The organism is Bradyrhizobium canariense (assembly GCF_900105125.1).
GTDB lineage: Bacteria > Pseudomonadota > Alphaproteobacteria > Rhizobiales > Xanthobacteraceae > Bradyrhizobium > Bradyrhizobium canariense_A.
The window spans coordinates 4,786,855-4,799,137 of sequence record NZ_LT629750.1 but is presented as its reverse complement, the minus strand read 5'-3'; the positions used below and the strand labels follow the sequence as shown (position 1 = coordinate 4,799,137).

Annotated in this window: 10 protein-coding genes and 1 pseudogene; 8 read left to right on the top strand and 3 right to left on the bottom strand. The window is 62.3% G+C overall.

Going from position 1 to position 12,283, the window contains the following annotated elements:
• Positions 1–139: 139 nt before the first annotated feature.
• The gene (locus BLV09_RS38645; RefSeq protein ID WP_433994353.1) at positions 140–2,938 is read right to left on the bottom strand and encodes a DHA2 family efflux MFS transporter permease subunit; all 2,799 of its coding nucleotides are present in this window, start codon (positions 2,936–2,938) and stop codon (positions 140–142) included.
• Positions 2,939–3,119: 181 nt separating this feature from the next.
• On the opposite strand from BLV09_RS38645, the gene BLV09_RS22855 reads away from it, so the two are divergent.
• The 7 genes from BLV09_RS22855 (at position 3,120) to BLV09_RS22825 (ending at position 9,239) form a co-directional block, all read left to right on the top strand.
• Positions 3,120–3,428, top strand: coding sequence for a hypothetical protein (locus BLV09_RS22855; RefSeq protein ID WP_167558856.1), 309 nt, complete (start codon positions 3,120–3,122; stop codon positions 3,426–3,428).
• A gap of 25 nt (positions 3,429–3,453) precedes the next feature.
• On the top strand, positions 3,454–4,341 hold the full coding sequence (locus BLV09_RS22850; RefSeq protein WP_146688995.1) for a sigma-70 family RNA polymerase sigma factor: 888 nt from the start codon (positions 3,454–3,456) through the stop codon (positions 4,339–4,341).
• 317 nt (positions 4,342–4,658) lie between these two features.
• Positions 4,659–5,831, top strand: a complete 1,173-nt coding sequence (locus BLV09_RS22845; RefSeq protein ID WP_146688994.1) for an ABC transporter substrate-binding protein — start codon at positions 4,659–4,661, stop codon at positions 5,829–5,831.
• A 74-nt stretch (positions 5,832–5,905) separates the two neighbouring features.
• Complete coding sequence (locus BLV09_RS22840) at positions 5,906–6,823, top strand: branched-chain amino acid ABC transporter permease (RefSeq protein WP_100384572.1); 918 nt, start codon at positions 5,906–5,908, stop codon at positions 6,821–6,823.
• Positions 6,820–7,767, top strand: coding sequence for a branched-chain amino acid ABC transporter permease (locus tag BLV09_RS22835; protein WP_146688993.1), 948 nt, complete (start codon positions 6,820–6,822; stop codon positions 7,765–7,767). Before BLV09_RS22840 ends, BLV09_RS22835 begins: the two co-directional genes overlap by 4 nt.
• Entirely contained in the window at positions 7,760–8,527 is a 768-nt protein-coding gene (locus BLV09_RS22830; RefSeq protein ID WP_146688992.1) for an ABC transporter ATP-binding protein, read from the top strand. Before BLV09_RS22835 ends, BLV09_RS22830 begins: the two co-directional genes overlap by 8 nt.
• Entirely contained in the window at positions 8,520–9,239 is a 720-nt protein-coding gene (locus BLV09_RS22825; RefSeq protein ID WP_146688991.1) for an ABC transporter ATP-binding protein, read from the top strand. The genes BLV09_RS22830 and BLV09_RS22825 overlap by 8 nt, the downstream gene beginning before the upstream one ends.
• Positions 9,240–9,373: 134 nt before the next feature.
• On the opposite strand, the pseudogene BLV09_RS22820 reads toward BLV09_RS22825, so the two are convergent.
• Positions 9,374–9,577, bottom strand: a pseudogene (locus tag BLV09_RS22820) (glutamine synthetase); the annotation flags it as partial.
• Positions 9,578–9,658: 81 nt separating this feature from the next.
• Positions 9,659–10,585, bottom strand: a complete 927-nt coding sequence (locus tag BLV09_RS22815; RefSeq protein ID WP_283806784.1) for a helix-turn-helix transcriptional regulator — start codon at positions 10,583–10,585, stop codon at positions 9,659–9,661.
• Positions 10,586–10,719: 134 nt separating this feature from the next.
• On the opposite strand from BLV09_RS22815, the gene BLV09_RS22810 reads away from it, so the two are divergent.
• On the top strand, positions 10,720–12,264 hold the full coding sequence (locus BLV09_RS22810) for a benzoate-CoA ligase family protein (protein WP_146688989.1): 1,545 nt from the start codon (positions 10,720–10,722) through the stop codon (positions 12,262–12,264).
• The last annotated feature ends 19 nt before the right edge of the window (positions 12,265–12,283 follow it).

Here is a 12,283-nt window from a genome sequence, read left to right as displayed (position 1 = left end):
AAATCAGGTCTCGTTTTCAATGGCTTGAGTGAGCCTCACGGCAACGATTGCAACCTGGGGTTCATGCTCGGGCAACCAGGTTGCTTATTTTATAAGCAACAGCAATCGATCGGATGGCATCGGCTGAACGCTGCAATTCTCAGCGCACCACTTTGCTGCTGCCTTGGGTGATCAGGCGCGCGGCGCGCTGATCGCGTGCGTGGATCCAGAGCCAGCTGATCGCCACGCTCAAGCGGTTGCGCAGGCCGATCAAAAAATAGATGTGCGCGATGCCCCATATCCACCATGCGAGGGTGCCACGCAGCTTGAAGCGTCCGAAATCGATGACGCCCTGCCGCTTGCCGATCTGCGCAAGGCTGCCGGCATGCTTGTAGCGGAACGGTGCCGAAGTCTGGCCGTTCAGCCGCGCTTTTATTACTTGCGCGACATAGCGTCCTTGTTGTTTGGCCGCCGGTGCAATGCCCGGGACCGGATTGCCATCAGGGCCTGCGATCGCAACGGTATCGCCGACGGCGAAGATATCGGGGTGGCCTAGCACCGTGAGATCAGGCTGCACTTGCAGGCGGCCGGCGCGATCGGCCGGCGCGCCCAGCCATTCGGCCGCGGGCGAGGCGCGCACGCCGGCCGCCCAGATGATGGTTTTGGCGTCCAGCCTGTTGCCGCCATAGACAACGCCTTCAGCCGAGCATTCGGTGACGGCCTGTCCCAGCATCACTTCGACTCCGATTTTTTCCAGCGCGCGCTGCGCATAGGCCGACAGATCATCGGCAAAGCCGGCGAGCACGCGAGGCCCGGCCTCGATCAGCACCACGCGCGTCTTGTGGGTGTCGATGTTACGGAAGTCGGGCGGCAGCGTATCCTGCGCCAGCTCGGCGATGGTGCCGGCGAGCTCGACGCCGGTCGGGCCCGCGCCGATGATGACGAATGTCAGCAGTGCCGCGCGGCGCTGCGGATCGGTCTCGCGTTCGGCCCGCTCGAATGCGACCAGAATGCGCCGCCGCAGCGTGGTCGCGTCTTCAAGTGTTTTCAGGCCGGGTGCGAACGGCTCCCACTCGTCATGGCCGAAATAGGCGTGTCGCGCGCCGGTGGCGAGAATGAGCGTATCGTACGGCAACGCGTCGCCATCATCGAGCAGCACGCGCTTGGCCACAGGGTCCACGCCGGTCACGGTGGCGTACAAGGTCGTCACGTCAGGGCGATCGCGCAGCAGATAGCGGATCGGCCAGGCGATCTCCGACGTCGCCAGCGACGCGGTCGCGACCTGATACAACAGCGGTTGAAACAGATGATGGTTGCGCCGGTCGATCAGCGTGATGCTGACCGGCGCGCCGGCGAGGCCGAACGTCGCTTCCAGTCCGCCGAAGCCGGCGCCGACGATTACCACACGATGGAGCTTCGACGTCGTCGTCATGGCCTGCGACTCCGGTTCGGATGTCTCCGTCCATTCGATTATGTATCCATTCGCGCGCTCGATCCAAGAGCAGTTTGCCATTCGATCGATAGCGAAAGCCCATCGCGAGCGTATTTGACGTCGGGCATTCAGCGGCTTTGACGCAACAGCGACGCGATGCCGCGCCGGCAGCCATAGACCGGCGACGGCTCCCAACAACGAAAGCGCGGACGCGGCCCTCATCGCGGCGGCAAAGCCGGTGCTGAAGGTCGCGGCCGAATGCGTGGCCCCGCTGGCGGAGAAGACGGTGACGAGCAACGCGATGCCGAACATGCCGCCGAGAAAACGTCCCATGTTGAGGACGCCGGAGGCCTTGCCCATCTCGGTCACCGTGACCGAACTCAGAATCGCATTCTGGGCTGCCGGCATCGCCATCGACACGCCGACGCCGGCCAGAACCAGCGGCGCTACCAGCGCCGCATAGGCCACGTCGGGCGCCGCGATCATCGCGATCCAGCCAAGTCCGATCGCCTGCATCAACAATCCGATCACGACCAGCGGCCGTTCACCGAATTTGTTGACGACGGCGCCCGCGACCGGCGCGGTGACGAACAGCGTCGCGGTCCATGGCAGCAACCGAAGTCCGGCGCCCAGCGGCGCGAAGCCCAGCGCGGCTTGCAGGAATTGCGGCAGCAGGAACAGCACGCCATACATCGCGGCATAAAACAAAAGGCTCGCGGCAACGCCGGCGGAAAATGCCCGCGACCGGAATAGCCGCATCGGCACCATCGGCGCGCGCGCCCGCAACTCCCAAACCACAAACGCCACCGAAAACAACGATCCCGCAACAAGCGCGCCGATGACTTCGGCGCTGGTCCATCCGGCAACGTGGCCGCGCAGCAGGACCCATACCAGCGCGAGCGCGGCAATCGCGACAATCCCAAGCCCCGGGAGGTCCAGGCCGGACGCCGGGCCATAACTTTCGCGAAGACGCGTCAGCACCAGCGCGATGGCGATCAGGCCGATCGGAAGATTGATCCAGAAGATCCATCGCCATCCCAGGCTCTCGGTGATGAAGCCCCCGATCGCGGGGCCGACAATGAGGGCAAATCCGGTCACACCACTGAAGATGCCGAGTGCCCGTGCGCGCTCCTCCTTGGCAAAGGCCGCGCTCAGGATCGCCATCGCCAGCGGCATCACCAGGGCGGCGCCGGCGCCTTGCGCGGATCGTGCCGCGATCAGCCATCCCACGCTGCCGGATAGCGCGCAGGCCACTGACGCCAACACGAACATGGCGATGCCGGCAGCAAACATCCTGCGGCGGCCGAAACGGTCACCCAGCGCGGCGCCCGTCAGCAGCAACACCGCGAAACTCAGATTATAGGCGTTGACCGCCCATTGCAGCGTCTCGACCGACGCGCTGAAATCCAGGCGAATGGTGGCAAAGGCCGTCGTCATCACCAGCGCGTCCAGCGCCATCATGAAAGAGGCCAATGCGGTGACGCCGAGCGCCCAGTTCTTCTCGCCTCTCACGCAAGATTCCTGCATCGCCATTCTCCGCTGTACCTGGCGCGCGCGGTGTGCGGCGCTTCACGGATAAGACGAACCGGAAACCGCGCAGGATGCGGTCCAAAATATTTTCTTTGCGGCCGAATCCTTTCGCCGGCGCCGAACGTCACTGGCGCAGGACGCGATGATTTCGCACCCCGGAACCGTAATGGAGGGAATGATGAAACGGACCCTGATCAGGTATAGAACAAGCGCTGATATGGCCGACAAGAACGCCGAACTGATCGCCAACGTGTTTGCGGAATTGAAGGCCGCGAAGCCGGAAGGCATGCGTTATCTTTCACTGCGGCTCGACGACGACACCTTCATCCATTTCGTCGAAACCGCAGCCGATGATGGCAGCAGCGCGTTGCCGAAGCTCGCCGCCTTTCAGGCGTTCCAGAGCGGCATCCGTGAACGATGTGCCGAGCCGCCGCTGGTTCGCGGTGCTACCATCGTCGGCAATTACCGGATGCTCGGCGAACCCTGAGCGGGCTTTAGTCAACGGAGGCGGAATGAAATCGCTCCCCGAGGGGCCGGCCATCGCCAACATCGACAGCCTGCTGATTGCGATGCGGCCGAAACTGCATCGCTATTGCGCGCGCATGGTCGGCTCGGTGATCGACGGCGAGGACGTATTGCAGGATGCGCTGATCAAGGCGGTGGAATCGCTTCCGTCCGCCGGCCTGATCGGCAATCCCGAGGGCTGGCTGTTCAAGATCGCGCACAACACCGCACTCGATTTCCTGCGCCGGCGAAACCGGCAGGAGGCGCTGCGCTCGGGCGAGGAGGTGGAGATGATTGCCGACCGGTTCGACGCCGTTGCCAGCCGCCAGATCGCCAATGCCAGCCTGCGTACCTTTATGCGCCTGCCGGTTGCCCAGCGCGCCAGCGTGATCCTGATGGATGTGCTCGGCTGTTCGCTCAGCGAAGTCTGCGACGTCATGGATTTCAGCCTTCCGGCGGTGAAGGCGGCGCTGCATCGTGGACGAACGCAGTTGCGCGAACTGGCCGGGGAACCCGACGACGCGCCGCATCCGACATTATCCGAAGCCGATCGTGAACGTCTTTCCGCCTATGTCGCCCATTTCAACGCGCGGGATTTCGACGCGATCCGCGCCATGATCGCGGACGACGTGCGGCTCGATCTTGTCAACAAGACCCGGATGAGCGGCAAGGCCGAGGTCTCCCGTTATTTCGGCAATTATTCGAAAGTTTCGGATTGGTATCTGGTCGCCGGTTTGGTGGAAGGCCATCCAGCCATTCTGGTGTTCGATCCCAACGAGCCCGGCTCGGCACCAAAATATTTCATGCTGCTGAACTGGTCGGCCGACAAGGTCGCGACCATCCGGGATTTTCGCCACGCGCCCTACATCATCGAGAGCGCCGAATATCGCATCTGAACGGTGTTGAAAGCCGTCGGGCCTGATCATTGGCTGACCGCCCGGCTGCGACAATCCTGATCCGCCAACCAGAACTATAATTCTTGCCATTCGCGCCTGCCGCGAACTATGGTGCATGGCTGTTTGGGGGGATGAGCCGAAGGTTCTAAGGGCAGGCCGTGTTTCACGCTTGCCGCCAGCGCCGGATTTCGCGCACAAAATGCGTCATCCATAAAAAGACAGCTCGAACACGGGCGCGGTAAGCTCTTCAAACGGGGCAGGAAACCGGACAAGTCGTTTGGCCGGCGGGACAGGTAAACAGTGAGGAGGGAGCGACGATGAAAACGGGTTTCTGGCTGGCGGGCGCGACGGTTTTGGCGCTAGCGAATCCAGCCCAGGCGGCTGATACCATCAAGATCGGGTTTGTTTCGACCTTCAGCGGCCCGACCGCCGTGATCGGCAACGACATGCGCAACGCGTTCGAGCTCGCGCTCGATCATCTCGGCCGCAAGATGGACGGCAAGCCGGTCGAGGTGATCTACGAAGACGATCAGCAGAAGCCTGATGTCGGCAAGCAGAAGACCGAGAAACTGGTGCAGTCCGACAAGGTGGATTTCATCGCCGGTTACATCTGGTCGAACGTGCTGTTGGCTTCGCTGAAGACCGCAGTGGATTCGCAGACCTTCCTGATCAGCGCCAATGCCGGACCTTCGCAGCTCGCGGGCGAGCTGTGCTCGCCTTACGTGTTTTCGACCTCCTGGCAAAACGACCAGACGCCGGCGGCGATGGGCCTTTACATGAACCAGAAGGGCGTGAAGTCGGTATACCTGATCGGCCCCAACTATGCCGCCGGCAAGGACATGCTGGCCGGCGTGAAAAGCACATTCAAGGGCCAGGTGCTGGGCGAGGAGTACACGGTGTGGCCGAGCCAGCTCGATTTCTCGGCGGAGCTTTCCAAGGCGCGCGCGTCGAACGCGGAGTCGATCTTCGTGTTCTATCCCGGCGCCGCCGGCGTGCAGTTCCTCAATCAATATGCGCAGGCCGGCATCAAGCAGCAGATCCCGCTCTACACCGCCTTTACCGTCGACGAATTGTCGCTGCCGTTGCAGAAGGACAATGCGATCGGCGTTCCCGGCGCGCAGGAATGGGTCAACGATTTGCCGAATGACGAGAACAAGCGCTTCGTCGCCGACTACCGCAAGAAATATCCGGGCCTGCGTCCGACCTATTATGGCGCGCAAGCCTATGACGCGGCGCAGTTGATCAACAGCGCCGTGGTCGCGGTGAAAGGCGACATGACCAAGAAGGACGCGATGAAGGCGGAGATGGAGAAGGCCGACTTCAGGTCGCTGCGCGGTCCGTTCGAATATGGCAACAACCACATCCCGATCCAGAATTTCTATCTGCAGGATGTGGTGAAGGATGCCGACGGCCAGCTTTCGCTCAAGACGGTTGCCACCATCGTCAAGGATGACCAGGATCGCTTCCACGACAAATGCACCATGAAGTGATCCGCGAAGTAGTTTCACACGGCGGCGGCGCGTTCGCGCTGCCGCTGTTTTGTTTCAGCTTGATGTAAGTTTCCATGCTGCTTGTCGTCGAACAACTCCTCAACGGATTGCAGTTCGGGCTGCTGCTGTTTTTGCTGGCGGCGGGATTGACGCTGGTCTTCGGCATCATGGACCTCGTCAATCTGGCGCACGGCTCGCTCTATATGATGGGCGCCTATTTCGCCGCGACTTTCGTGGCATGGACCGGGAGCTACCTCGCCGGCGTCGTGCTGGCGCTTGGCGCGACGCTGTTGCTCGGCATCGCCCTCGAATTCGTCGCGCTGCGGCACCTCTATGGCCGCGACCATCTCGATCACGTACTGGCAACGTTCGGGCTCATCCTGTTTTTCAACGACGCCGTGCGGCTGATCTGGGGCCCGGCAGGTCTCGCGCTGCCGCTGCCCGTCTGGTTGACGGTGCCGGTCCAGATCATCCCGGGCGTGTTTTATCCCGCCTACCGGCTCGCGATCATCATTGTAGCGCTTGCGGTTGCGCTGATGCTGTATCTGGTGGTGATGCGAACCCGGATCGGCATGCTGATCCGCGCCGGCGCATCGAACCGGGAAATGATCGGGGCGCTCGGCATCAACATCAAGCTGCTTTACACCCTGGTATTCGGGCTGGGTGCTGCGCTCGCCGGTCTCGCCGGGCTTATGCAGGCGCCGATTTTGACGGTCCAGATCGGCATGGGCGAGAACATCCTGATCCTTGCCTTCGTCATCATCGTCATCGGCGGCATCGGCTCGATCAGGGGCGCGTTCCTGGCCGCGATCTTTGTCGGCATGATTGACACGCTCGGCCGCGCCTTCCTGCCCGATCTGTTGCGGAAAGTGCTGAGTTCGGCCGCCGCTTCGACCGCAGCGCCCGCACTGTCCTCGATGCTGATCTATCTCCTGATGGCGATCGTGCTGGTGGTTCGTCCGGAGGGGCTGTTTCCGGCCAGCAAGCGATGACCGCTTCGTTCAGCGCTCGTAGCGTGGTGGTGGCGCTGGTCGCTGCCGGCCTGCTGTTGCTACCGCTCTATTCGCAAGTCAGCGGAAATGTATTCGCGCTCACGCTGTTCACCCGCATCGTCATTTTCGCGCTGGCCGCCGTCAGCCTCAACCTCATCATGGGTTATGGCGGGATGATGAGTTTCGGTCATGCGGCCTATCTCGGCATCGGCGGCTATGCGGTCGGCATTCTCGCTTTTGAGGGCATCGGCTCCGGTTTCATCCAGTGGCCGGTGGCGCTCGCGGCCTCGGCGCTGTTTGCGCTGGTGATCGGCGCGCTCAGCCTGCGCACCCGCGGGGTCTATTTCATCATGATCACGCTGGCGTTCGCGCAGATGGCCTATTACGTCGCGTCGGGATTGGCGCGCTATGGCGGCGACGACGGTCTCACCATCTACAAGCGCAGCGACTTTGCCGGTTTGATCAACCTGTCGAACCGGGTGCAGTTTTATTATCTCTGCCTTGGCTGTTTGTTCGGTGGAATTTACCTGGTCTGGCGCATCGTCAATTCGCGGTTCGGCATGGTGGTGCAGGGCCTGCGCTCCAACGAAGCGCGGATGCAGGCGATCGGATTTCCCGCGACGCGGTACCGGCTGGTTTGCTTTGTCATCGCAGGCACGATGTGCGGCCTCGCCGGCGCGCTGCTTGCAACCAACACCGACTTTGTCAGCCCGGCGGTCATGTACTGGACCCGTTCCGGCGATCTCATGGTCATGGTGATCCTCGGCGGCATGGGTTCGCTGTTCGGCCCGGTGATCGGCGCGATCGTGTATCTGCTGCTGGAAGAGTTCCTGTCGCAACTGACAGAATACTGGGCGCTGATCATGGGCCCGCTGTTGCTGTTGATCGTGCTGTTTGGACGTGGCGGCATCATGGGAATGCTCGGGAGGCAAAGCCGTGGCTGAGCCCTTACTCTGCGTTGCAAATCTGGTCCGCCGCTTTGGCGGCGTGGTCGCGACCGATAACCTCTCGCTTGAGGTTGCGAGGGGCGAATTGCATGCGATCATCGGCCCAAACGGCGCCGGCAAGACCACGCTGATCAGCCAGCTCACCGGTCAGCTGCTGCCCAATTCAGGCAGCATTACCTTCGGCGGCCGCGACATCACCCGCCTGCCGGCCTACCGGCGCAGCGCACTCGGGCTGGCGCGCTCATTCCAGATCACCTCGCTACTTCCTGACTTCACTGCGGCGGACAATGTCGCGCTGGCGGCGCAGGCCCATGACGGCCATTCCTTCTATTTCTGGGGCAATGCCCGCAAGGAAAAGCATCTGCGCGAAACAGCGCGCGCGGCGCTGGCCAGAGTCGGGCTCGAACACCGTGCCGATACCGTGGTGTCGAAACTCAGCCACGGCGAGCAGCGCGAACTGGAACTGGCAGTCGCGCTCGCAACCAAACCGCAATTGCTGCTGCTCGATGAGCCGATGGCCGGACTGGGTGTCTCGGAATCCGCGCGCATGGTGGAATTGCTCAAAGCGCTGCGGCGTGAGGTCACCATCGTCCTCGTCGAGCACGACATGGACGCGGTGTTTGCGCTCGCCGACCGCATCACCGTTCTCGTCTATGGCCGCGTCATTGCCTCCGACGTGCCGGACGCGATCCGTGTCAATGACGAGGTGAAGCGCGCCTATCTCGGCGAACAGCATGCGGTGACCCGCCATGGCTGACGCGGTGCCGCTCCTCGAGATTGAGAATATCGAGACCTGCTATGGTCTGAGCCAGGTGCTGTTCGGGATGTCGCTGTCGATCAAGACCGGCGAGATGGTGGCGCTGATGGGCCGCAACGGCATGGGGAAGACCACGACGATCCGGTCGATCATGGGGCTGACGCCAGCGCGCGCGGGCACGATCCGTTTTGCGGGGCAGGACGTTCGCATGCTTCCTTCGTTTCGGATCGCGCAACTCGGCATCGGTCTTGTGCCGGAAGGACGCCAGATATTCCCCAACCTGACGGTGCGCGAGAATCTGGTCGCGGCATCCGGCAATCGCCTCGGCAGCACCGATCCCTGGACCATCGAAAAAATCCACGCACTGTTTCCGCGGCTCGCCGAGCGCGGCGCCAACATGGGCGGCACGCTGTCGGGTGGCGAGCAGCAGATGCTGGCGATCGGCCGCGCGCTGATGACCAATCCGCTTTTGTTAATCCTGGACGAAGCCACCGAAGGCCTGGCGCCGTTGATCCGCGACGAAATCTGGAACTGCCTGTCGATGCTCAAAGCGCGCGGGCAATCGGTGCTGGTGATCGACAAGAACGTCGGCAACCTCACCCGCATCGCCGACCGGCATTACATCATCGAGCGCGGGCGCGCGGTGTGGGGCGGTACGTCGCAGGAACTGATCGCGGAACCGGATCTGCAGCATCGGTATCTGGGGATTTGAGCGGGTAATTTTCTCGTCATTCCGGGGCATGCGGAGCGCGAACCCGGAATCTGGCGCCGCAAACAGTGGTCCTACAATCTCTGGATTCCGGATCCAGCGCTTCGCGCTGGTCCGGAATGACGGGGAGTGGAATCTCAAAACATCTCGAAATATTCGCGATGTTCCCAGTCGGACACCTCGGCCTGGAAGCGGTCGATCTCCGCGTTCTTGATGTGAACGTAATAATCGACAAACCCCGCGCCCAGCGCGTCGCGGAAAAACGGATCGTCGTTGAGCGCGAACACCGCCTCTCGCAGGCTCTTTGGCAGTAACGCTGCCTTGGTCTCGTAAGGCGTGTCTTGGCGCGCTGAATGTCGTTGGAATAAAATTACTAGGCTGGCCACTTGAGGCAAGCCGATTCCTTGGGCGTGGTAAGCGCCTCAAGACGCCGCGCTGCGGATCCCAAATGCGGGCGCATCGTTGTGCAATACCGGCGCGACCGCATCGATCAAGCGCGCGGCCGCATCATTGACGGTGAGGCCCGCGGTATCGACCACGGCCGAGGCCCGCGCATAGAGCGGTTCGCGGCTCACGAGAATGTTGCGTAATTCTGCCATCGCCGAGCGGTCATCCGCCATCGGACGCAGATCGCCCTGACGGCGTACCCGCGCCATGTGTTCTTCCGGCTCGGCCTTCAGCCAGATGGTGTAGAACGACGACAGGATGAGGTCGAAGGTCAGGGGCTCGGAGACGATGCCGCCGCCGGTCGCCAGCACCATCAACTCCCGCCGCGCCAGCAATTGACTAAGCGCTGCCTGCTCCATCCGCCTGAAACCTTCCTGGCCGTAGAGCGCGATGATCTCGGCAACGGATAATCCGTTCTGCTGCTCGATCTCCTTGTTCAGTTCGACGAAATTCCAGCCGATTTTTTTTGCCAGCATTTTGCCAAGCGTGGATTTGCCGGCGCCGCGCAACCCGATCAAGGCGATGCCGGCGAACGATACTTGCCGTTGCGCCGACGCGCCGCCACCTGCAAGCACATCCTTGGCCTGCGCGATCTGGCTCGGCGTCGCCTTGCGCAGGAGGTCGCGGAGCACGGGCCAGTCCGGCGACGGTTCGGATGCGGGAATGAGATCTTCCAGATGCGCGCCCATGGCATTCGACACCCGGCGCAACAGCACGATCGAGACGTTGCCCTTGCCGCTTTCGAGCTGCGCGATATAGCGCTCGGAAATGCCGGAGACTTTTGCCAGCACCTTGCGCGACATGCCGCGAAGCGCACGCATGGTACGGACGCGCTGGCCGAGTTGCTGGAGAAAGCCGGTTTCGGGATCGAGATTTTCGGTCATATCCGCCCGTGACTGCACGTTCCCGGAAACATAATGCCGATGAGGATTGACAGCAAGCGCAGCTGGTGGCTTTCTATGAATTATAATTCTTAAAGTTGGGGAGAAGGCGTCGTGACACGCTTTGTCATAGGCTCGGGCTTCAGAGGCGCGGCATGAATGGCACGTCCGGTTCCTACAATGCCGTGACCTGGCTGCTCGACCGCAATGTCGACGAGGGCCGCGGTGGCAAGCTCGCCTTCACCGACACCGTGTCTGAACTGAGCTATGGCGATCTGCAGAAGCAGAGCCGTCGCGCCGCCAACATGCTGCGCCGCCTCGGCGTCCGTCGCGAAGAGCGGGTGGCGATGATCATGCTGGATACGATCGATTTCCCGATCGTGTTTCTCGGCGCCATCCGGGCCGGCGTGGTTCCGGTGCCGCTCAACACGCTGCTGACCTCGGATCAATATGCCTATGTGCTGGCGGATTGCCGCGCGCGGGTGCTGTTCATTTCCGAAGCGCTGTTGCCGGTCGTCAAGGACATGGTCGGCCGGATGCCGGACCTCGAGCACGTCATCGTTGCCGGCCAAAACGCGCACGGCCACAAGAAGCTTTCCGAGGAGATCGGGCGCGAGAACGACTCGTTTGCGACCGTGGCGACCCACGCCGACGAGCCGGCGTTCTGGCTCTATTCCTCGGGCTCGACCGGAATGCCCAAGGGCGTGCGGCATCTGCATTCCAGCCTCGCGGCGACGGCAGACACCTATGCCAAACAGGTGCTCGGCATTCGCGAGGATGATGTCGGGCTGTCGGCGGCGAAGCTGTTTTTTGCCTATGGCCTCGGCAATGCGCTGACATTCCCGATGTCGGTCGGCGCCACCACGGTTCTCAATTCCGAGCGTCCGACGCCGGCTGTGATGTTCGCGCTAATGAACAAATATCATCCCAGCATCTTCTTCGGCGTGCCGACCTTGTTCGCCGCGATGCTCAACGACGAGACGTTGAAGAGCGCGCGCGGCGGCAACCGCCTGCGCATCTGCACCTCCGCCGGCGAGGCGCTACCAGAATCGGTCGGCAATAGCTGGAAGTCGCGCTTTGGCGTCGATATTCTCGATGGCGTCGGCTCGACCGAGCTTCTGCATATTTTCCTCTCCAACGCGCCGGGCGATATCAAATACGGCTGTTCCGGCCGTCCGGTGCCCGGCTACAAGGTACGGCTGGTTAACGAAGCCGGCGTTGACGTGCCCGATGGCGAGGTCGGCGAACTCCTGGTCGATGCGCCCTCGGCCGGCGAAGGCTACTGGAATCAGCGCAGCAAGAGCCGCAGGACATTCGAGGGTCACTGGACCCGCACCGGCGACAAATACATTCGTGACACCGACGGGCGTTATACGTTCTGCGGCCGCAGCGACGACATGTTCAAGGTATCGGGAATCTGGGTGTCGCCGTTCGAAGTCGAGAGCGCGCTGATCACGCATCCTGCGGTGCTGGAGGCTGCCGTCGTGCCCGAGGCCGACCCCGAAGGATTGCTGAAGCCGAAGGCGTTCGTGGTGCTGCGCGCGGGCAGCAACATCGACGGTCTGCATGAGGCGCTGAAGGAGCACGTCAAGCAGAAGATCGGTCCCTGGAAATACCCGCGCTGGATTGACGTCGTCGACAGCCTGCCCAAAACCGCAACCGGAAAAATCCAGCGGTTCAAGTTGCGGGATGGCCAGTGATGTCCGTCATTCCGAGGCG

Excerpts from the sequence above, each read along its gene's own strand:
- BLV09_RS38645 (WP_433994353.1), bottom strand. The coding sequence starts at position 2,938 with ATGCAGGAATCTTGCGTGAGAGGCGAGAAGAACTGGGCGCTCGGCGTC.
- BLV09_RS22810 (WP_146688989.1), top strand. The coding sequence starts at position 10,720 with ATGAATGGCACGTCCGGTTCCTACAATGCCGTGACCTGGCTGCTCGAC.
- BLV09_RS22850 (WP_146688995.1), top strand. The coding sequence starts at position 3,454 with ATGAAATCGCTCCCCGAGGGGCCGGCCATCGCCAACATCGACAGCCTG.
- BLV09_RS22825 (WP_146688991.1), top strand. The coding sequence starts at position 8,520 with ATGGCTGACGCGGTGCCGCTCCTCGAGATTGAGAATATCGAGACCTGC.
- BLV09_RS22845 (WP_146688994.1), top strand. The coding sequence starts at position 4,659 with ATGAAAACGGGTTTCTGGCTGGCGGGCGCGACGGTTTTGGCGCTAGCG.
- BLV09_RS22835 (WP_146688993.1), top strand. The coding sequence starts at position 6,820 with ATGACCGCTTCGTTCAGCGCTCGTAGCGTGGTGGTGGCGCTGGTCGCT.
- BLV09_RS22855 (WP_167558856.1), top strand. The coding sequence starts at position 3,120 with ATGAAACGGACCCTGATCAGGTATAGAACAAGCGCTGATATGGCCGAC.
- BLV09_RS22840 (WP_100384572.1), top strand. The coding sequence starts at position 5,906 with ATGCTGCTTGTCGTCGAACAACTCCTCAACGGATTGCAGTTCGGGCTG.